General features: G+C 67.5%; 19 protein-coding genes, 2 tRNA genes and 1 other RNA gene. 7 read left to right on the top strand and 15 right to left on the bottom strand.

Annotation, left to right across the window (positions count from 1 at the left end):
• The first annotated feature begins 56 nt into the window (after positions 1 to 56).
• The 3 genes from JDV75_RS08910 to JDV75_RS08900 are packed head-to-tail and all read left to right on the top strand — an operon-like array spanning position 57 to position 3232.
• Positions 57 to 1172, top strand: a complete 1116-nt coding sequence (locus JDV75_RS08910; RefSeq protein ID WP_418884394.1) for a DNA polymerase III subunit epsilon — start codon at positions 57 to 59, stop codon at positions 1170 to 1172.
• Between the two features lie 27 nt (positions 1173 to 1199).
• Complete coding sequence (locus JDV75_RS08905; protein WP_198738897.1) at positions 1200 to 2483, top strand: MurT ligase domain-containing protein; 1284 nt, start codon at positions 1200 to 1202, stop codon at positions 2481 to 2483.
• A complete protein-coding gene (locus JDV75_RS08900; RefSeq protein WP_198738896.1) occupies positions 2480 to 3232 on the top strand; it encodes a type 1 glutamine amidotransferase in 753 nt (250 codons plus the stop codon). Before JDV75_RS08905 ends, JDV75_RS08900 begins: the two co-directional genes overlap by 4 nt.
• Here the strand turns inward: JDV75_RS08900 and JDV75_RS08895 are convergent.
• From JDV75_RS08895 to ffs, 6 genes are all read right to left on the bottom strand, one after another.
• A complete protein-coding gene (locus tag JDV75_RS08895; RefSeq protein WP_198738895.1) occupies positions 3229 to 3885 on the bottom strand; it encodes a toprim domain-containing protein in 657 nt (218 codons plus the stop codon). The genes JDV75_RS08900 and JDV75_RS08895 overlap by 4 nt on opposite strands.
• Before the next feature lie 197 nt (positions 3886 to 4082).
• The gene (locus JDV75_RS08890; RefSeq protein WP_198738894.1) at positions 4083 to 4412 is read right to left on the bottom strand and encodes a YbaB/EbfC family nucleoid-associated protein; all 330 of its coding nucleotides are present in this window, start codon (positions 4410 to 4412) and stop codon (positions 4083 to 4085) included.
• A gap of 114 nt (positions 4413 to 4526) precedes the next feature.
• Positions 4527 to 7370, bottom strand: coding sequence for a DNA polymerase III subunit gamma and tau (locus JDV75_RS08885; protein ID WP_198738893.1), 2844 nt, complete (start codon positions 7368 to 7370; stop codon positions 4527 to 4529).
• Positions 7371 to 7403: 33 nt separating this feature from the next.
• Positions 7404 to 8066, bottom strand: coding sequence for a suppressor of fused domain protein (locus tag JDV75_RS08880; protein ID WP_198738892.1), 663 nt, complete (start codon positions 8064 to 8066; stop codon positions 7404 to 7406).
• 60 nt (positions 8067 to 8126) lie between these two features.
• On the bottom strand, positions 8127 to 9398 hold the full coding sequence (locus JDV75_RS08875; protein WP_198738891.1) for an aspartate aminotransferase type Ic: 1272 nt from the start codon (positions 9396 to 9398) through the stop codon (positions 8127 to 8129).
• A 198-nt stretch (positions 9399 to 9596) separates the two neighbouring features.
• An RNA gene (ffs, locus tag JDV75_RS08870) (signal recognition particle sRNA small type) lies at positions 9597 to 9693 on the bottom strand.
• Between the two features lie 115 nt (positions 9694 to 9808).
• On the opposite strand from ffs, the gene JDV75_RS08865 reads away from it, so the two are divergent.
• Both JDV75_RS08865 and JDV75_RS08860 read left to right on the top strand, forming a co-directional pair.
• Positions 9809 to 9893: transfer RNA gene (locus tag JDV75_RS08865), tRNA-Ser, on the top strand.
• A gap of 188 nt (positions 9894 to 10081) precedes the next feature.
• A complete protein-coding gene (locus tag JDV75_RS08860) occupies positions 10082 to 10228 on the top strand; it encodes a hypothetical protein (RefSeq protein ID WP_198738890.1) in 147 nt (48 codons plus the stop codon).
• Positions 10229 to 10251: 23 nt separating this feature from the next.
• Here the strand turns inward: JDV75_RS08860 and JDV75_RS08855 are convergent, their stop codons facing one another.
• Both JDV75_RS08855 and JDV75_RS08850 read right to left on the bottom strand, forming a co-directional pair.
• Positions 10252 to 10716 (bottom strand): roadblock/LC7 domain-containing protein, encoded by a 465-nt coding sequence (locus JDV75_RS08855; protein ID WP_198738889.1) that lies wholly within the window; start codon positions 10714 to 10716, stop codon positions 10252 to 10254.
• Positions 10716 to 11318, bottom strand: coding sequence for a hypothetical protein (locus JDV75_RS08850; protein WP_198738888.1), 603 nt, complete (start codon positions 11316 to 11318; stop codon positions 10716 to 10718). The genes JDV75_RS08855 and JDV75_RS08850 overlap by 1 nt, the downstream gene beginning before the upstream one ends.
• Before the next feature lie 152 nt (positions 11319 to 11470).
• Between JDV75_RS08850 and JDV75_RS08845 the strand changes: the two genes are divergently transcribed.
• Positions 11471 to 11839, top strand: coding sequence for a roadblock/LC7 domain-containing protein (locus JDV75_RS08845; protein WP_198738887.1), 369 nt, complete (start codon positions 11471 to 11473; stop codon positions 11837 to 11839).
• Positions 11840 to 12255: 416 nt separating this feature from the next.
• Here the strand turns inward: JDV75_RS08845 and gluQRS are convergent, their stop codons facing one another.
• The gene (gene gluQRS / locus JDV75_RS08840; RefSeq protein WP_198738886.1) at positions 12256 to 13191 is read right to left on the bottom strand and encodes a tRNA glutamyl-Q(34) synthetase GluQRS; all 936 of its coding nucleotides are present in this window, start codon (positions 13189 to 13191) and stop codon (positions 12256 to 12258) included.
• Between the two features lie 74 nt (positions 13192 to 13265).
• Here gluQRS and JDV75_RS08835 point away from each other — a divergent pair, with 74 nt between their 5' ends.
• A complete protein-coding gene (locus tag JDV75_RS08835; protein ID WP_198738885.1) occupies positions 13266 to 13973 on the top strand; it encodes a queuosine precursor transporter in 708 nt (235 codons plus the stop codon).
• Positions 13974 to 14048: 75 nt separating this feature from the next.
• Here the strand turns inward: JDV75_RS08835 and tgt are convergent, their stop codons facing one another.
• The 6 genes from tgt to JDV75_RS08805 form a co-directional block, all read right to left on the bottom strand.
• Entirely contained in the window at positions 14049 to 15293 is a 1245-nt protein-coding gene (gene tgt, locus JDV75_RS08830) for a tRNA guanosine(34) transglycosylase Tgt (protein WP_198738884.1), read from the bottom strand.
• 26 nt (positions 15294 to 15319) lie between these two features.
• Positions 15320 to 17788, bottom strand: coding sequence for an MMPL family transporter (locus JDV75_RS08825; protein ID WP_198738883.1), 2469 nt, complete (start codon positions 17786 to 17788; stop codon positions 15320 to 15322).
• Between the two features lie 186 nt (positions 17789 to 17974).
• Positions 17975 to 18065 (bottom strand) — tRNA-Ser (locus tag JDV75_RS08820).
• A gap of 65 nt (positions 18066 to 18130) precedes the next feature.
• The gene (locus tag JDV75_RS08815) at positions 18131 to 18328 is read right to left on the bottom strand and encodes a CsbD family protein (RefSeq protein WP_198738882.1); all 198 of its coding nucleotides are present in this window, start codon (positions 18326 to 18328) and stop codon (positions 18131 to 18133) included.
• Between the two features lie 280 nt (positions 18329 to 18608).
• The gene (locus tag JDV75_RS08810; protein ID WP_198738881.1) at positions 18609 to 19088 is read right to left on the bottom strand and encodes a nucleoside deaminase; all 480 of its coding nucleotides are present in this window, start codon (positions 19086 to 19088) and stop codon (positions 18609 to 18611) included.
• Positions 19089 to 19103: 15 nt separating this feature from the next.
• The gene (locus JDV75_RS08805) at positions 19104 to 19631 is read right to left on the bottom strand and encodes a tRNA adenosine deaminase-associated protein (RefSeq protein WP_198738880.1); all 528 of its coding nucleotides are present in this window, start codon (positions 19629 to 19631) and stop codon (positions 19104 to 19106) included.
• Positions 19632 to 19660: the final 29 nt, after the last annotated feature.

The raw sequence follows: 19660 nt of genomic DNA, 5'->3' as shown, positions 1-19660 counted from the left end.
CCAGATTAGCCACGAACCCCGGCCGCCCGCGCGACCCCACCACCGATCAGCTTAAGATGGAGGTAATGACAACGACGAGGCCAGAGACCCCAGACAGTTCGGACGAACGCTCCGGCGGCAACCGGGACCGTGCGCAGCGCCAGCGCGATCGGGCGGCGGAGATCTCCGCCGCACCCTACGTCGTCGCCGCGATCCAGTCCACGGGCATCCATCCCAGCACCGCACGTCTCGTCGCCATCGATCTCGTCACCTACACATCCGCAGGGGAGGAGGTCGACACCTACCACGCGGTCCTGGACCCGGGTACGGACCCCGGACCACTCCATCTCCACGGACTCAGCCCCGCGGAGATAGACGCCGGCCAGCGTTTCGACAACATCCTGCGCTCGGTGACCAGGCTCATCGACGGCCGCACCCTCCTGGTGCACAATGCGCCCCGCGTGTGGGGTTTCATCGTGTCCGAGTCCCGTCGCGCCATCCGGAGCAACACCAACCGGACCAACCGTGGGCGGCGGGCCCGCGGCCGCAAGCGGCGACCCGGTCACGTCCCGAAGCCCGTGGCGATCATCGACACACTCGCAACGGCCCGCCGGCGGTCCATCCGGCTCGATGACACCCGCATCCGGGGTGTCGCCCGCACGCTCGGCCTGGATGCGCCGACGCCGGTGGCGTCCGTGGAACGGGCGGATGTCCGCGAATCCGAGCACACGCGTACCGACACCCGTCTCATCGCACAGTTCTTCTTCGACGCCTACGGTGGCCCTGCGGCCCTCGACGAGGGCAGTCCCTTCGCACGCCTGGACCCGGGCAACCTGCACGGCGACCGTTTCGGCCTGCAGCGCAGCCATCTACGGGTCGATGCCGCCGACGCCGAACGTCGCTTCGCCAACCCCGGCCCCTGGCAACGCGGCAGGCCACTGACCGAGGGCATGGAGATCGTCGTCTCTCCTGAGATCGCGGCCGACCCGGACGAGATCATCGCCGCGGCGGTCGGAGCGAACCTCAACTACTCCGAGAAGCTGACCCGGGCCACGAGCCTCGTCGTGTGCAACCAGACGGTCGAACTCTCCGGTAAAGCGATGCACGCCGCGCGAAAGGGCATACCGCTGATCAGCGACTCCGCGTTCCTTGAGATCGTCGCCGGGGACATCGTGCCGGGCACTCGGGGGTGAAGTGAGCCGGGCGGTAGACTCGGCAGAATGAAACTCAACCTCCCAGCACCCGTGAAACGGTTGCGCACCAACCTCGCCACCCTCGCGGCGACGGCGGCGACGGCGGCGTCACGGGCCACCGGGCGCGGTGCAGGCGGCATGATCGGCGGCCTCGTCGCCGGCGCCATCGATCCCGCGATCATGGAGGGGCTCGGCAAAGGCCGCCCCGTCGCCCTGATCACCGGCACCAACGGCAAATCCACCACCACCCGCATGCTCGTCACCGCGCTCCGGACCCGGTTCGACGTGGTCACCAACGAGGGCGGCGACAACATGGACGCCGGCATCATCTCGGCACTGCTCTCCGGCCACGACGCGAGCCACATCGTCCTCGAGTGCGACGAGCTGCACGTGCCGGGTGTGACGCGCAGACTCCGCACCGACTGTCTGGTGCTGCTCAACCTGACCCGCGACCAGCTGGACCGGGTCGGGGAGATCAACTCCATCGAGCGGGCCCTGCGTCAGTGCGTCACCGACAATCCGCACATGACCGTCATCGCCAACTGTGATGACGTACTGATGACCTCCGTGGCCTACGACGCAGCGAACGTCGTCTGGGTCGCCGCCGGAAACGGCTGGCACGGGGACTCCGTCTCCTGCCCGCGCACCGGCGGACACATCGTGCGCGAGGGCGAGGACTGGTACGCGGTCAAGCCGCTGGCCGACGGCCGCGAGTTCCGCCGCCCCACACCCACGTGGACGATCACCGGTGACGGCCTCACGGGTCCGGACGGTGAGACCCTGCCGGTTAACCTCACCCTCCCCGGTACGGCGAACCGCGGCAACGCCGCCCAGGCCATCGCCGCGGCCACGGAACGCTACGGTGTCCCCGTCGCGGAGGCACTCCCCGCGGTGGAGGCCGTGGACAATGTCGCCGGGCGCTATTCCACCATCCGGTTCGAGGGTCGCGACGTGCACATGCTGCTGGCGAAGAACCCCGCCGGCTGGCAGGAGGCACTGAGCATGGTCGACCGCTCCGCGGACGGCCTCGTCATCGCCGTCAACGGCCAGGTCGCCGACGGCGAGGACCTCTCCTGGATCTGGGACGTCCGCTTCGAGGACTTCGGAGAACTCTCCGTCGTCGCCGCCGGTGAACGCGGCACCGATCTGGCGGTCCGGCTCACCTACGCGGACATCGACCACACTCTGGTCAAGAACACCGTCGACGCGATCCGCGCCTGCCCCGAGGGGAGGGTCGAGGTGCTGGCGAACTACACCGCCTTCCGCGACCTGCGCCGCGCCCTGACCAGACTCACGGAGGACCCGAAATGACCCAGCTGACCATCGGTCTCATACTCCCCGAGGTTCTGGGCACCTACGGGGACGACGGCAACGCCCTCGTCCTCAGGCAACGTGCCCGCATGCGCGACATCGACGCGGAGATCCACACCATCTCCCTCGGCACGCCTGTTCCGGAGAGCCTAGACGCGTACTGCCTCGGCGGCGGCGAGGACACCGCCCAGATCCTCGCGGCGGAGCACCTCATCCGTGACGGTGGCCTACGCCGCGCGGCGGACGCCGGACGCCCGATCCTCGCCATCTGCGCGGGCCTGCAGGTCCTGGGCACGTCCTTCCGGGCGGCGGGGCGCACCGTCGACGGAGTCGGTCTCCTGGACGCGACGACATCTTCGCTGGCGAAACGCACCATCGGCGAGGTCTCTTCGACCCCGACCGGGTCGGGTTTCACGGCGGCGCTCGATCAGCCGCTCACCGGCTTCGAGAACCACATGGGCGCAACCATCCTGGGGCCCGACGCCAGCCCCCTGGGAACCGTCACCCGGGGTGTGGGAAACTGCGACGCAGCGGGTGCCGCGGGTACGGAGGACCCCGACGCGCAGACCAGCGCGGAGGGCGCCGTGCAGGGCAGCGTCATCGCCACCTACATGCACGGTCCGGCGTTAGCCAGGAACCCGCAGCTCGCCGACCTCATCCTCGCCCGGGCTCTCGGGATCGAGCTCATCGACCTGGCCCCACTGCACCTCGACATCGTCGACAGGTTGCGCGCGGAACGTCTTCGCTAGAGCGTCAACCGGCCACTGAGTGCCCTGGACAACGTCAGTTCGTCGACGAACTCCAGGTCCCCGCCCAGCGGCATGCCCGAAGCCAGTCGCGAGACCGTCAGTCCCGGGAAGTCCCGCAGCAGACGCGCCAGGTACGACGCCGTCGCCTCACCCTCGGTGTTCGGGTCGGTAGCGAGGATCACCTCGGTGATCTCCGGCGCGTCGTCGAACTGCGGCTCCTCCGGGGTCGAATCCGCCAGTTCACGATCGGGCAGCACCCCGCCGATGCGCTGCAGCAGTGGGGAGATGTTCAGATTCTTCGGCCCGACGTTCGCCAACGGGTCCAGTGCTCCCCCCAACACGTGGTACCGCCCGTTGTACTCACCGGTGCGCTCGATGACCTGGATGTCCTTCGGTTCCTCCACCACGCAGATCAGTCCGCGGTCGCGGCCCGAGTCCGCACAGATCCGGCACACCGCCTCCCGGGAGATATTGCAGCAGATACGACAGAACGCCACCCCGTCGCGAACCGCGCCGAGGGCGTTCTGCAGTCGGGTCACGTCCTCAGGGTCGACGGTGAGCAGGTGGAAAGCGATGCGCTGCGCCGACTTCGGTCCCACCCCGGGGAGCCGGGACAGCTCATCGATGAGGTCCTGGAGCGGTCCTTCAAACACCGGCGCGTCTCTTTCCTACTCGGAGGCCATGGGCAGGGGCAGGCCCGGTTGCGGGTCGGCCACCCCGATCAGACTACGGCCGTCACAGGCGGCGGCCAAAGCACGCGGCCCCGGCACGTGGCCGGGTCCGGACGAACGACGACACCCACGCCCCCGACTGCTGCGGGGTGCGTGGGTGTCGGGTGAAGCGTGGACCGTCAGCCCATCAGGCCACCGAAGTCGCCGCCACCCAATCCCTGGGACAGCGGGCCCATCTTCTCTTCGGCGATCTGCGCGACCTTGCGGTGGGCGTCATCGTAGGCGCCGACGATCAGGTCCTGGAGGGTCTCAATGTCCTCGGGGTCGACGACCTTGGGGTCGATCGTGACGGCGGTGACCTGGCCGTTGCCGGTCATGGTGGCCTTCACCAGGCCGTTGCCGGCCTCACCGACGACGCTGGAGGCGAGGATCTCCTGCTGGGCGGCTTCGAGCTTGGCCTGCATCTCCTGGGCCTGCTGGAGAATCTGGTTCATGTCGGGCTGAGTCATTGGCTGACCTTCCTGGTGTGTTCGTCGGTGTGCGGCGCTGCGCACGCTTTCCCGGGCCCCGGTGAGATCCGGCGACCGTCCGTGCGCAGTCTACCCGTCGGGCGCGGATCCGCTCTAGAGCTGGCGGGCGCCGAGCTCGTCGGCGAGAAGATCCATCGCTACGTCCCTCGCGGTCCGCCGGTCGAGGGTGCCGGGTCCGGCGGCAGCCTCACGGAGCATGTCCTCTTCCTCCTCGTCGGTCCCACTTCCGGGCGGGGTGGAGCCGGGCATCGGTGTATCCGTCGGACGGGCGGCGGGTTGCCGCGGCGGGGCCGACTGTCGCGGTGCCTGGACCCCGGACTCCGGCATCCCCTCATCCTGCGGATAGCCGTAGGGATCGTCGGGTACCGGCGGATCATCGTCGAAGGGTTCGGGTGGCAGCGGCACTCCACCGCTGAAGCTGTGCGTGCCCTCCCGCGGTGCGGGGCGCTCCGCCCGGCGTTGGCTGACCCGGTTGATCACCTGTTCCCAGGGCCGCTCTCCGGCATCCGCCTGGGGGCGGCGGACCTGTTCCGCCGGTTTCGGTTCCGGGTCTCCCGCGCGGCCGGTGTCCACGTCGGTTTCCGGTTCCGGGCCACCGAGCGGCGCGGGTGTTCCCCAGCCGCCGGTATCGGGATCTGTCCGGGGTGACCGGTCCCTCGGCCGGTCGCCATCGGATGGTCGAGGCGCGGCAGCTGGTTCCGGTGCCGGTTCCGGGGTTTCCCGCGATTCCGGTGCCGGTTCCGGGGTTTCCCGCGGTTCCGGTGCCGGTTCCGGGTGCGTCTGCTGTTCCGGCCCCGCATCGGACCGGGATTGTGGTGGCTTCTGGACAGAGGTATCCCGTGGGGCCCGGGACTCCGGGTCAAAAGGGGCGGTCCCCACCTCGCACTCGACCTCGAGATCGAGCTGGAGCTCGTTCTTCAGTGCTGCGACGATCGCGCCGTTGTTGCTCGGGGCGTTGAGCCGTGTAGCGAGCGCCCCGGTGTTGTGACCGATGACGAGGGTTTCACCACGGACACCGAGAACCCTGGCCTCGGTGAGCATGATCTCGGCGACCTTGTTGCTCGCGCCGATGGCCGCGCGGAGCTGCGCCCAGTTGCGCCGCACGAGTTCCACGGGGTCCTTCGCCCGGGTGCTGTCCGAGATGTCCGGGTCCCGTTCGGCGCCACCCGTTTCCGCGGCACCGGACGAGGTGTGCTCTGCTGCGGGCGTGGGAATATCTGCTTGCGGGGAGAGCGTCTCCCGCTCCGGCTGTGCGGTCCGCCGTGACTCCGCCCGGGGTCCGGAGTCTGATCCGGTTCGCTGCTCCGACTGGCGCGCCGGTGTCTCGTGCGCCGGGCCGGGACGGGATTCGGATTCAGGCTGCGGTTCCGCCGGACCGGACTGTTTCTCCACGGGGTCGGAATCGGGATGACCTTCCCGCCGCTCCGCGCCGTCCGCGGCATCCATCTCGGGGCCGGGTTCGGACTGCGGCGAGGCGGCGGCAGGGGTGTCGGTGTGCCGGGGCTCCGGTTTCCTTTTGGGGTCCGCCTCCGGGGCGGGAGCCTGTGCCGTGGCGTCGGCCGGAGGGGTCGGTTGCGGGGTCTGACGCTGTCCTCCGGAGCCGCGACGGGCGAGCCTCTCGGCTGCTTCGCGCGCCCGGCGGGCACCCTCGCTGACCGGTGTCCGGGGCTGGCTCTGCGGTTCCGCGTCGGCGGATCCGGGGGCCTCGGACTGCTGCCTGCTCTGTTCCTGATTCGTGGCGGCGAGCGCCGCCGCCCGGGTGGCTGGTGGCGCATCGGGGAGCTGGTTGAGTCCCTGTTCGACGAGATCGAGGCGCTGGCTGACCCCGGCTACGCTGTCGGTGCCGGCGGGAAGCAGCATGCGCGCGCAGAGGATCTCCAGGAGCAGCCGGGGGGCGGTGGCCCCCCTCATCTCGTCGAGCCCGTCGTTGGCCAGGGACGCCAGGCGCGCCAGGGCCGAACCCCCGAACGCCGACGCCTGCTCGGTGATCACCGGCACCTGTGCCGCGGGAACGTCGACGAGTCCCATGTCGATGGCGTCCGGCACCGCCTGCAGAACCATGAGATCGCGGAGCCGGTCGAGAAGATCGGAGGTGAATCGGCGGGGATCGTGCCCGGCTTCAATCACGTCGGCGACGGTGCGGAACATCGTCGCCCGGTCACCTTCAGCGAGGGCGTTGACGGCCGCGTCGATGAGTGAGGAGTCGGTGACACCGAGCAGGGGCACGGCCATGTCGTAGGTGAGGCCGTCGGGCCCGGCACCGGCGAGCAGCTGGTCCATCACCGACAGGGAGTCGCGCGGGGAGCCGCCACCGGCGCGGATGACGAGCGGGTACACGGCGTCCTCGACCTCGACGCCCTCCGCGACGCAGGTGCGTTCGAGCAGGCTGCGCATGGCGGGCGGGGTGAGGAGCCGGAACGGGTAGTGGTGGGTCCGGGACCGGATGGTGCCGAGGACTTTCTCGGGCTCCGTGGTGGCGAAGATGAACACGAGGTGCGCCGGGGGTTCCTCCACGATCTTCAGCAGGGCGTTCGCACCCGCGGTGGTGATCATGTGCGCCTCGTCGATGATGAACACCCGGTAGCGGGACTCCGCCGGCGCGTAGAGCGCCCGGTCGCGCAACTCGCGCATGTCGTCGACGCCGTTGTGGCTGGCGGCGTCGAGTTCCGTGACGTCGAGGTTGCCGGGTCCGCCCGGCGCGAGGGACACGCATGAGTTGCAGGTGCCGCACGGCGTGGAGGTCGGCCCCTCGGCGCAGTTCAGCGACCGGGCCATGATCCGCGCGGAGGACGTCTTTCCGCAGCCGCGCGGGCCGGAGAAGAGGTAGGCGTGGTTGATTCGACCGGAGTCGAGCGCCACGCTCAGCGGATCGGTGACGTGCTCCTGGCCGATTACCTCGGAGAACGTTGCGGGACGGTACTTGCGATAGAGAGCCACTCCCCCAGCCTACCGGCGGAGGGATGACTCAGTTCAGCGCCCCAGATCGAGGAGGTTGACGTCCTGCTCGACCATGGCCTGCTGCAGGGCGGGAATGCCGTAGGTCCTGGCGTAGGAGAATTCGTCGTCGGTGAGCAGGACGAGCTGCAGCAGGACGGTGAGCCGTGCGTTCGCCGGCTGTGTGGCCGGGTCGCCGTCGGTACTGACCTCACCGGCTTTCTCCATCATGCGGGGCACGCCCTTCGCCCACACGTAGGGGACGACGAGGAGCCCGTGACGCACGGTGATGTCCTGTTCCGCGACGAGCCCACCGAGCACCCCGACGCCCGGCAGCAGCTGTCCCGGTGCTGCGGGAACCCGGCCCGCGGAATCCCGGAGAAAAGCGGCGGTCGCGGCGACGACGCGGTCGAGGCAGTCGTGTCCACCGGCTGCGACGGCGAACACCTCGCTGCGGACGTCGACGGGGCGGGCATCCAGATCCCCGGGTTCCGTCGGGACATCATCGTTCGCAGATTCGGCGATGCTGTCCATGTCGGTGATCAGCCCGGTGTCCACCCGCCCGAAGTCGAGGGTGGTGGCTAGGCGTTCGCCGGAATCGAGGAGACCGGAACCGATGTGGAAGTCACCTATGCGGTGCACCTCGAGGGACCCCGGAATGAGGTCGTTGATCCAGTAGGTCGTCTCCCTGAGGTCCACCGGGTCCTCCCCCTTCTCGTCGCACCGTCACATGTCGGTGAGACGAGTATAGGGGTCGGTTCAGTCGGCGAACTTCTCGGCCGCCGCCAACAGTACGCAGGTGGCGACGCCGTCCATCGCGACCTCGAGTTCCTCGACCGGCGGCAGCGAGGGGGCGAGCCGGATGTTCCGGTTGTCGGGGTCCTTGTGCAGCGGGAATGAGGAACCGGCACCGGTCAGTGCGATTCCGGCGTCCTTCGCGAGCTGGACCACCCGAGATGCGGTTCCGTCAACGACGTCGAGGGAGATGAAGTAGCCGCCCTCGGGCTTCGTCCAGGTGGCGACGCCGTGCTCCCCGAGCCGGGACTCGAGGATGTCCAGGACCGTCGCGAACTTCGGCGCCAGTGAGGCGGCGTGTTTCCGCATGAGTGCGCGGACGCCGTCGGCGTCACCGAAGTAGCGGGCATGGGCGAGCTGGTTGACCTTGTTCGGGCCGATACCACGCACACCGGCGTGGGTTCCGTACCAGTCGAGGTTCTCCTTCGATGAGGCGAAGAAGGCCACGCCGGCGCCTGCGAAGGTGATCTTGGAGGTCGACGTCATGAACCAGAAGCGGTTCGGGTTTCCGGCCTTCTCCGCGAGCTCGAGCACATTGTGGATGACGGGGAATTCATCGGTGAGGGTGTGGATCGCGTAGGCGTTGTCCCACACGATGCGGAAGTCCTTCGCCGCGGTCTCCATCTCGGCGAGTTCGCGGCAGACCTTCCCGGAGAAGGTGATGCCGGTCGGGTTGCCGAAGACCGGTACGGTCCACATGCCCTTGACCGACGGGTCCTTGACCAGTTCCCGAACGGCGTCCATGTCGGGGCCCTCGTCGGTCATGGGTACGGTGACCATCTCGAAGCCGAGGTGCTCGGTGATGGTGAAGTGACGGTCGTAGCCGGGGACCGGGCAGATCCAGCGGACCTTGTCGAGGTCCTTCCATGGGGCCTCCGAGTCATTGTTCCCCCAGACGTAGGACGCGAGGATCAGGTCGTACATGATGTTCAGGGAGGACGCGTCACCGGCCCAGATCCGGTCGACAGGGATTCCGAGGAGCTCAGAGTAGATCGAGCGGATATCGGTGATTCCGGTGAGTCCCCCGTAGTTGCGGACGTCGATGCCGTCGGCGGTGGTGTGTTCTCCCGCACCGGGCTGGCCGAGGAGCTCCTCGGAGAAGTCGAGCTGTTCCGCCGACGGCTTACCGCGGGTCAGATCCAACTTCAGGTTCCGGGCCTTGAGTTCCTCGTACTTCGCCGAGACCTCCTCGGTGAAGTCAGCGAGAGCCTTCGCATCGAGATCCTGCAACGTCATGGGTGCAACCTTCCGCGGTGAATGGATGTGAAACGTTCCTGACACCGGCCCCGGGCTCCGTCTCATCCGACGGCGGTGTCTTGGGGTCCACTGTAGCCGCCGGTGTCCGGGTACACCACGGTTGGAGCACCCGCCGGGAAGGCGACCGGAGACGAAAAGAAGCGCCGCACCCCGGGAGGGATACGGCGCTTCGCGACGTTTAAGGGGACCCCGCGCACCCGTCAGAGCTCGCTGACCCTTGCTGCATTCCTGCCCTGGGGGAGTTCACAAGATGTACGCCGCACGGGGTCCTTCCCACAGGGTAACCCACGAGTAGCTGAAGCCCCAAGCCGGGAGCGGGTTTTGTTCGGCGCACTGGTTTTGGGTATAGTACACCGCAGACATGACGGGGAACCTGTCGTGATCTGTCTGGAGGATTCGACTAGCGGCCTATGTCGCACGCCTGGAACGCGTGTTGGGAGCAATCCCTCAGGGGTTCAAATCCCCTATCCTCCGCAGTGCGAAGCCCGTGCCACAGGAATCATCCTGTGGCACGGGCTTTTTCTCACCCTGGTCATCCCGCGACCGGCGACCGCCACGGCGACGCACCCCAACCCGGGCCCGCCTGAACGGCACACCCCAAACTCCTGCCACCGACGTGGTGGCCGCCCCTCCGGCAGGAGACCGTCGGCGAGAGGAACACCATGACCATCTCCCCCGATACAGGCGACGCCTCCGTCGGCCGCCACGAACCGACCGTCAGGAAGCTGCGCAACCGCACGGAATGGCCACTGTTCATACTCGGCCTCGTCCTCACCGAAGGATGGGACGTCCACGGGAAGATGCTGTAGATCCCCGGATAGTGGGCGGCCGGTCAGTCCTCGGACAGCCAGGCGGCCAGCTCATCGGCGGCATGGCGGGTCTGGTGGATCGCCATCCCGAGCTGGGTGTCCTCCGCCGACACACAGAGCAGCAGATTTCCCACCGGCTCATAGACAATGCTCACCACGATGAGTATCTCCCCGGGCATGGTGACGGCGACGACGGTCTCCCCGCCGGCGGAATCCGGGTGCCCCATCAGCTGCACCTGGGCTCCGGCGACACCGAACATGGAGGAGTTCAGGGCCGAGAGTCGTGCCGCGTCCTCGGGGCCACCCATACCTAGTGAGCAGACGTGGATGCCGTCACCGGTGCCGAGGACGATGGCACGTACGCCACTCACCTCCTCACGGATCGTCGAGAGATACGGCAGCGCCGCCCGGGCGATCTCATTGGCACCGAGTTCCCGGCCGCGGATCCGGCGGTGCCGCGGGCCGGAGGCCCGATCGTGTTCAGCCATCAGTGCTCCTCCGTCAGTCGAATGGCGGCGGTGACGAGCCGGACCATGTCCTCCGGATTCCGGGGATCGGCCTCGACGACCGGCATGGAATCGTATCCCAGACCGGCGAGCGAGGCGCGGGCCCGTTCGAGGGCACCGGGTGCGGTGAAGTTCAGGGCGACCATCATCCGCTCCGCGACGGTCGGCCCTCCGGCGGCCGCGATCCAGTGCTCGAGGTCATCATCGAGGTCTCCCCGGTCGCCGAACAACCAGACGACCACCCCCGCATCGGGGTTGTGCAGGGGTGCCCGACTGTGGCTGAAACGGTCCTGCCCGGCGGTGCCGAACAGCCCGACGAGGGTGCCGTCACCGCGCTCCCAGATCCCGTAATCGATGCCGACGGTGGTGGTCAGTTTGGAGGTGCCCGCGAACGCTGCCGCGCCATCGACCATGAGAACCTCGGTGGTCACGGGCGCGGCGCTCGACAATGTGGTGACGGCGGTGGTCTTCCCGACTCCGGGGGGACCGATGAATACGACCTCCGAGTCCGACGGTGAACCGATGATCGCGTCTTCCGGTATCGCGTTTTCCGGGATGCCGGATCTCTCGCGGGAATGGGTCACTGGGGCTCCTGAAATGGCGGACAGGTTACAGCTGCAGTTATGATTTTTCAAGCATTCGGTGATCAGCATATGCCATGGCAACGGTCGCCACGAGAACTGATACCCGGACGCGCTACTATCAGAATAAACAATCCTCTTTTGAAAGGATCGCCATGTCCCGTCAGGAAGACCTGAACAACCTCATCGCCAACATCTCCAATGATCTGGACGGCTTCATCGGTGCCTCCGTCGTCGACCTCGATACCGGCATGTCACTCGCCAGCGCCTCCAAGATGGCGAACTTCGATCTCGACGTCGCATCCGCCTACAACAGCGAGATGGTCAAGGCGAAGTACAAGACCATCAAGGCTCTCGGCCTCGACACCGGCCTCGAGGACATGCTCCTCACCCTCGACGACCAGCTGCACCTCATCCGGATGCTCGACGACCAGTCATTCATCTACGTGGCCGTCGACCGGCACTCCTCCAACCTCGCGCTGCTGCGAACCTCCGTGAAGCGCCGCATCGCCGAGGTGGCTTGAAGCACCCTGGGGATCCGCGCAGGCCTCGCGGCTGAGGCCGCCGACCTTCCGGAGTGCGAAACCGCCGCCCCGGAGCCCGCGGCGGCGACGGAACCCACGGTTGAGAGCCCGGATACACAGACGGCATCCGGCCTTCCGGCACCGGCGGACACCCGTTCCGAAACCGTGGACCACCCTGCGGTACCGGAGGGCACCGCTCCCCCGGAGCTGATACCCCACCCGGAACCCGAGCCCGAGCCCGACCAGAGCATCGCGAAGCGGATCTGGCGTCGTTTCCTCGGGCACTGAGAAAAAGACACCCCACCCGGTGTCTCTTTTTCGTCTGTCCCCGGCAGTCGAATCCCACCGCCACGGCGCACACTGGGCGTCGAGACCGGCACCCGCAGGTTCCCCGCACGGGCGACCCCGGCGACGATTCATCTCCCCCGCTGATCCGGTGCCACCCACACCACGTCATCGCCCGGTAGGGCAGCGGGATCGAAACGCTCCAGGAGGTCGCCCATGTCCGACACCCCGTCAACTCCGACCGACCGGGCGATCCGGCTGCGGACCCCGGCCATTGACCCGTGCTCGAGCATCTGCCGCAGCGTCACCGCCCCGTCCCGCTTCGCCAGCCGTTTCCGCTCCGGGCCGAGAACCAGGGGAACGTGCACGTAGCCGACCTCCGGGTACCCGAGCAGATGCGCCAGGTACGCCTGCCGCGGCGCGGAGGAAAGCAGGTCCCGCCCACGTACCACCTGGTCGACCCCCTGCGCCGCGTCGTCGACCGTGACCGCTAGGTTGTACGCCCAGTCCGGGCACTGGCCCCCACGGCGCAACACCAGATCATCGACCTCACCGGTGTAATCCCCGGCGTAGTGGTCGCGCACCGTCCATTCCGTGACCTCCGCACGGAGCCGGAGCGCCGGGACACGGTTGTCCGCGGCGAGCTCCGCCCGCCGTCGATCCCGCGTCACATCGTCGAGATCCCGACACGTTCCCGGGTAGCAGCCGGGGAGAACGTGCGGGGCACCGGACGCCTCCCGGATCTCCCGGCGCGAGCAGTAGCACTCGTAGACGAGCCCGCGGGCACGCAGTTCCTCCACCGCGGCTTCGTAGGCGGGGTACCGGTCCTGCTGGTTCCACACCTCACCGTCGAAGTCGAGTCCCAGCGTGAGCAGGTCCTCGATCTGGCGATCCGCGGACTCGGTCGATGACCGCTGGGTGTCGATGTCCTCCACGCGCAGCAGGAAACGCCTCCCCGAGCGCCGGGCGAACAGCCACGCGAGCACCGCCGTCCGCAGGTTGCCGAAGTGCAGGTCGCCGCTGGGTGAGGGCGCGTAGCGGCCGGCGCCGGAGGGGGAAACGGACATGGGACCATGCTAACGGTGCCGCGCGTCATGCACCGGTGGGTGCCAGCGGTAGCTCCTGTGGCACGATGTTCGCCATGACCACACACTCCGAAATCCCGTCTGGGCAGGGCGCTGCCGACACCTCCGCAGCGTCCGCCAACGCCCGTTTCATTCCCGTCCAGCGCTCCTACTACCCGGTACTGCTGGCACTGTTCGTCTCCGTGTTCGTGATCTCGAACATCACCGCCACCAAGGGGGTGACGCTCGGACCGATCATCACCGACGGTGCCTTCTTCCTCTTCCCCCTCGCCTACATCATCGGCGACGTCTTGGCGGAGTGCTACGGATTCCGCGCCACGCGGCGCGCCATCTGGACCGGCTTCGCCGTCATGCTGCTCGCCGTCGCCGCGTTCACCGTCGCCATTGCACTCCCGGTGGCCGACTTCTACGACGGCCAGGACTCGTTCGCCAGCGTCCTCGGAGTGGTGCCCCGTATCGTCATCGCCTCACTCGTCGGCTACCTCGCCGGACAACTGCTCAACTCCTACGTCCTCGTCGCCATCAAGAGACGCACCGGCGAGAAAACCCTCTGGGCCCGGCTCATCGGATCCACCATCGTCGGCGAGTTCGGCGACACCCTGCTGTTCTGCCTCATAGCCGCTCCCGTCATCGGCATCACCACCGTCAGCGACACCGTCAACTACACCCTCGTCGGATTCCTCTGGAAGACCACGATCGAGGTCATCATGATGCCACTGACGTACGCGGCCATCGCCTGGGTGAAGAAACGCGAGAACTACTGACCAACGCCCGCCCGCGGGGCTGTCACCGACGACGGTCCCGCCCGGTCGGTCCCGACACCGCCCAACCGGACCCACCTACCGTTTCGACGCGTAGTAGCGGCCCATGAACTCGTCGCGGTACGCCTCGTAGTCCCCCGCCTCGATGGCATCCCGGATCCCGTCGACGAGGCGGATCATGAAGTAGAGGTTGTGCATCGTGCACAGCGTGCCCGCCAGGAACTCCTTGGCCTTGAGCAGGTGGTGGATGTAGGCGCGGGAGTAGTTCTCGCTGACGTAGCCGCCGAGCTCCTCGTCGATACCCGCGAAATCGCGCTTGAAGCGCGCCCCGGTCAACGTCATGCGCCCGTCGAGGGTGTAGACGCCACCGCGTCGGCCGAGGCGCGTGGGCGCGACACAGTCGAAGGTGTCGGCGCCGGCCTCGATGGCGGTGAACAGGTCATCCGGCTCGGAGATGCCCAGCAGATGCCGGGGCGCGTCGACGGGCAGTTCATCGCACACCCAGCCGACGATGGTGCCGAGACGTTCCTTCTCCAGGGCGCCACCGATACCGTAGCCACCGAAACCGCGTTTCCCCTCCGCGCGGAACTCGTCGGAGAGCGACACCAGGCCGCGGGTGGCCTGCCTGCGCAGGTCCTCGTACTGTGCCCCCTGCACGACCCCCCACAGGGACTGCAGCGGCTTGCCGACGCGCTGTTCCGTCAGCCGGTTGTGTTCCTCGAGGCAGCGGCGGGCCCAGCGGTGGGTCCGCTCGACGGAGGCGTCCTGGTACTCGCGGGTGTCCATGAGGGTGGTCAGCTCGTCGAAGGCGAACATGATGTCGGCCCCGAGCTGGTGCTGGATCTGCATGGACACCTCCGGGGTGAAGCGGTGCTTCGACCCGTCGATGACGCTGCGGAAATCCACACCGTCCTCGTCGACGTGGGCGAACCGGTCCTTGCTGCGGGCCTTCACGTCGGCTGCGGTCAGGTTCGTGGTGTCCATGGCCAGGACCTTCTTGAAGCCGACGCCGAGGCTCATGACCTGGAATCCACCGGAGTCGGTGTAGGTGGGCCCGTGCCAGTTCTCGAAGGCGGCGACCCCTCCGGCGGTGTCGACGATGTCGGGGCCCGGCTGGAGGTAGAGGTGGTAGGCGTTGGAGAGGATCGCCTGCGCACCGGTTTGCCGGATCTGCTCCGGAGTGAGGGTCTTCACCGTGGCCTTGGTCGCCACCGGGATGAATGCCGGGGTGGCGATGTCGCCGTGCGGGGTGTGGATCACCCCGGTGCGCCCGTGGGGGCTGGATTCCAGGCGGGTGCCGAGGGTGAAGGTGGTGTCAGTCATGACTGTCACTGTAGCGCCGGAGCTGATCAGCCGCGGGTATCGGCGGCCACCTTCGCCGACTCCACCGGCGCGGGTCGGGGCCCGTCGAACTGTTCCTCCAGCACGGCCCCCTCGATGTCCAGGGTCGGCAGGATGCGGTCCAGCCATTTCGGCATCCACCAGGTCGCGCGGCCGAGCAGGAACATTGCGGCGGGCACGAGGCTCATGCGGATGAAGAAGGCGTCGAAGAGGACACCGGCGCCGAGGGCGAAGCCGAAGATCTTGATGAACGGCAGCGGCTGATCGATGAACGCGGCGAACACTGCGATCATGATGAGCGCGGCGGAGGTGACCACGCGGGCCCCCATGCTGAATCCCTCGATGACGGATTCCTCGACGGCGTTGTAACGCGATCCCCCGGTACGCTTCCCGCCGGTGGCTATCCAGTGCTCGCGCATGCGGGTCACCAGGAACATCTGGTAGTCCATCGCGAGGCCGAAGGTGACGCCGATGAGGAAGATCGGCATGAACGAGATGATCGGGGCCGGCGTGTCGACGATGCCCCACAGCCCCTCCTGCCAGAACAGGACGGTGACACCGAAGGCCGCGCCGACCGACAGCAGGAACCCGAGGCCAGCGATGACGGGCACCATGATGGAGCGGAACACCACGAGCAGGAGCACGATGGCGAGTCCGACGACGACGGCGAGATAGACGGGCATCGCCTCGGCGAGCTTCTTCGTCACGTCGCGCTGGATCGGGGTGAGACCGGTGACGCCGATGTCGATGCCGGTGGCGTCCTCGATCTCGCGGTCGCTCGCGCGCAGCGATCCGAGCAGCTGGGAGGTCACGGGGTCGGCGGGGCCGCTGCGCGGAGTGATCAGGAGCTGGGCGGCCCGCATGTCCTCGGAGAGCCCGATGATCTGGACGTGTTTGATGTCCGGGTTCGTGTTGTACCGCTGCGCGACATAGGCGTAGGAGGCCATCGCCGCCGCGTCCACGGGGTTGAATCCCTCGGGATCGCCCGCGCGTTGGGCATCGACGAGGGGGCGGAGTATCCGGGCGTCGGGGTCGACGTCATGGGCGTCGATGATCATGAGGAACGGGGAGTTGATTCCCGCGCCGAAGCCCTCGGCCAGCAGATCCGCGGATTTCCGTTGCGTGGAGCTCTTGCTGAACGTGCTGTCCGACGGCAACGCCATCTGCAGGTTGAGGACGGGGTAGGACAGTGCGGACAGCCCGAGGACGACGACGGTGAGCACGAGGGCGGGTGCCCGGTGCACGAAAGTCACCCAGGAACGGCCCTTGGAGCGTTTCCGGGCCCCCTCCTCGGTGGAGTCACCTTCATCCCGCTCCGGGCGGCGACGTGCTCCGAGACCGGGGACCCGGCCCGCGAACGCGAACCGACCGAACAGCCCGAGCAGGGCGGGCAGGAGGGTGAGCGCGACGGCGACGGCGACGGCGACGGTGAACGCGGCGGAGACACCCATCCAGGAGAGGAACGGGATGCGGACCATCGTCAGGGCGACCAGGGCGATGATGACGGTCAGCCCGGCGAACACGACTGCGGAGCCGGCGGTGCCGACGGCCATGCCCGCCGCGTGTTCGGGGGAGTTCCTCCCGTGCCCGTGGTTTCGTTCGGCGCGGTAGCGGGACAGGATGAACAGGGTGTAGTCCACGCCGACGGCCAGCCCGAGCATCACCGCCAGAACCGGTGTGACGTTGTTCAGGGGCGCGAAGTGGGTGGCGATGAGGATCGCCGAGGATCCCACTGAGATACCGACGACGGCAGTGATCAGCGGCAGGCCCGCGGCGATGAAGGAACCGAACGTGAACAGCAGGACGAGGAACGCCACGCCGAGACCGATGATCTCACTCGTCGACTTGATCACCAGGGGATCACCGAACGCGGGGCCGCCGGTCTCCACCTGGAGTCCGGCCTCACGTCCGACATCCATCGCGGCACGGATTGCGGCCCGCTGTTCGTCAGTGACGTCGGCGGGCAGGGGAACATCGAGACTGAAGCTGGTGTAGCCGATCCGCCCGTCCGGGCTGACCAGCGCGAGATTCTCCGCGTCAGCCTCCGCGGTCTCCTCCGGTAGACCCGCGGAGACCGACTGGTCGATGACCGCCTTCTGCAGCTTCGGATTGAGCCTGACCGGGTTGCCGAAACGGTCCCGGTCGATCACTCCGGGTACGTGCTCGTCGATGTCGGCGATGACCCGGTCGATCGCCTCCGTGTAACGGGGCTCATCGAGCCGCTGCCCCTCCGGGGCCGCGAACACCATCGTCACGCCCGTTGAGGTCAGCGGGTTGCGCTGGTCCGGGAAGTTCCGGACGAGGGAGTCCGCGGCCGCTTCGGAGGCGGTACCGGGGATGTTGAAGATGTCGTTGAACCCCCGCTGGAGAGCACCCGCACTGCCGCCGACACCCGCGATGATGATCACCCACGCGACGAGGACGACCCATTTCCGCCGGAAAGACCAGCGTCCGAGTTTATACAGCAGCTTGGCCACAGGTGTTTCTCCTCTGTCGCGGCGTGATTCGTCGGTGTGTGTCAGGATACGGAACCCGCGTGGTCCGTCGCGCCACCGTGGCGCGGTACCGGTGCCACTGTAATACGAGACGACCCCCTGACGCGCGGAGCACCGGGGATACCCCAAACAGAAAGAGACCCCCGGGGATCCGGGGGTCTCTTCGACTGGCGGTGGCGGGGGGATTTGAACCCCCGGTTGGGGATTACCCAACACTCGCTTTCGAGGCGAGCACCTTCGGCCGCTCGGACACGCCACCGCCGACCAGCCTAACCGCACGGGGCGTCGGGTAACAAATTCCCACGCCAGCCGTGCCGCGACGGGTTACTTCTTGTCGAAGATGTCCTTGACCTTGTCGGCGGCGTCACGGACGGCCTCCTCGGCCTTCTCGACGCCCTCCTTGATGTCGGACTTGACCTGATCGGCGCGGCCCTCGTTGGCCAGGCTCTCGTTGTCGGTCGCCTCGCCGACGCCTTCCTTGATCTTGCCGCCGAGATCGTCAGCCTTGCTATCGAAACCCATGATGAAATCTCCTTTGTCAGTCGGTTGATCGGAAACCCCATACTAGGTGCATTCCGCGGAACAGGCACGTCCGTGGGGCAACTTTATCCGGAATGTTATCTGGCACAGGCACCGAAAAGTACCACCTGAAATGCGGTTCAGTCGAACCACAGGAGATACACATGAAACCGCCCTGAGGAGGGGGACCATCTTCTCCCGACCACGTCCGGCTACAGCGATAATCCCAGCGAACCGACACTGTCATCCGACCATTGACGGACCGCCCTGAAACCCCCGTATGTCACCGGATCGTGCCGAAGAAGCCGGTCATGAGTTCAGCGCACCGCCCACCCAGAACACCCCCACGGACCTCGGGCCAGCGCACCGCGCCGGGCGGCCGGAGCACATCGTGGACACTGCCGCACGCCCCGGTCTTGGGTTCGTACGCCCCGAAGATGACCTCGCCGATGCGGGCGTCCAGGAGCGCCCCGGCACACATCGTGCACGGTTCCAGGGTCACGACGAGTGTGCATCCCGTCAGCCGCCACCCGTCACCGTGGCGGGCCGCCGCCCGCCGGATCGCGAGGATTTCCGCGTGCGCGGTGGGGTCGGAATCCGTCTCCCGACGGTTCGTCGCCACGGCCAGTTCCCGGCCCGACGAATCGATGACGACCGCTCCGACCGGCACATCACCGGGCGGGGTCGTCCGGGCAACCTCGATCGCCCGGAGCATGAGCGTCTCGGCGCGGAACAGCCATTCCGGGTCAGGCAGTACCGGCATACGGAGGCCAGTCCGTCAGTCGATGTCGAGGTCGACGGCGTCCGCGAGTTCGGACTCGAAACCGAGCTCCGCGGCGATCCTCAGCAGTTGCTCCGAGGCCCACAACTCCGAGTCGTCGCAGATGACGGTCATCACCTGCTCGCTGACACCGAGATCGGCGAGGATCTCGATGTCCCCCTCCGCCCAGGGATCGACCTTGTCCAGCTCGTCGGAGTCCAGTTCCGGGATGTCCGCACCGATCTCGTCGAGTGCACCGGCGGCGAGATCGTCGTCGATGGCCATCGTCGCGTCCGACAGCAGCAACCGGACACCACCCGGCGCCGGCCGGAGGATGATGAAATACTCGTCATCGACGCAGAGCATCGCGAACGAGGCGCTCTCACTGCGCAGACGCCCGACCGCGGCCACGGCGTCATCGATAGAATCGAAACAGTCGTCGATCTCGCGGACGTCCCACTCCCCGCCCGTCCGGGAGACGGTCACGGCGAAGCAGAGATCATCGTCATGCTCACCGGTGTCGCTGTCAAAGCCATTGGAATCCATACCGGTAACCGTAGTCGCGATATGGGAGG

This window comes from Corynebacterium meridianum, from assembly GCF_016342265.1.
In the GTDB taxonomy this organism is placed as follows: Bacteria; Actinomycetota; Actinomycetes; order Mycobacteriales; family Mycobacteriaceae; genus Corynebacterium; species Corynebacterium meridianum.
The sequence above is the reverse complement of the archived record's forward strand: the minus strand, read 5'-3'. Positions and strand labels throughout refer to the sequence as shown.